Here is a 676-nt window from a genome sequence, read left to right as displayed (position 1 = left end):
GCCCGGCGACTTCGACCTCATCAGCCTGCCGACCGACTTCCTGGGCCTGAACATCTACAGCGGCACCTATGTGCGCGCCGGCAAGAACGGCGCCGCCTACGAGGCCCTGCCCCACCCCGTCAACTACCCGCGCGCCGACAGCACCTGGCTGCGCCTGGTGCCTCAGTCCATCTACTGGGGCACGCGTTTCAGCCATGAGGTGTACGGCCACCAGGCGCTCTACATCACCGAGAACGGCTGCGGCTACGACGAGGAGCCGGTCGTCAACGGCGAGGTGCTGGACCTGCACCGCCGCGACTWCCTGCGCAGCCACCTGCGCGARGCCCACCGCGYCATCGSCGMCGGCGTGCCGCTGAAGGGCTACTTCCTGTGGTCCTTCATCGACAACTACGAGTGGGAAGACGGCTACCAGCGCCGTTTCGGCATCGTGCATTGCGACTTCAAGACGCAGGTCCGCACGCCCAAGCTGTCGGCGCGCTATTACGCCGAAGTCATCAAGACGAGAAGAATCCTGTGAGATGGAGCCCCTCGTCCAAGGCGTACCTTGGCCGGTCTTGCAGACCGCGCTGCGCCTTGCGCCGCAGCCCTTCGGCAGGCACATCCCGCCCACCGGGCGCGATGTGTCCGGCCTCAGCCCCCGCGGGGACGGCGATGCTCGCGGCGTTGAGCCGCGAGC

Annotated in this window: 1 protein-coding gene; it reads left to right on the top strand. The window is 67.7% G+C overall.

The annotated features are described in order from the left end of the window. Positions 1-517, top strand: a 517-nt coding sequence (locus ACXJKR_RS34100) for a family 1 glycosylhydrolase (protein WP_457326630.1), incomplete at its 5' end; no start/stop codon positions are given. Positions 518-676: the final 159 nt, after the last annotated feature.

This window comes from Roseateles sp. P5_E11, from assembly GCF_054049355.1.
This window is presented reverse-complemented; position numbering and strand designations above follow the sequence as displayed.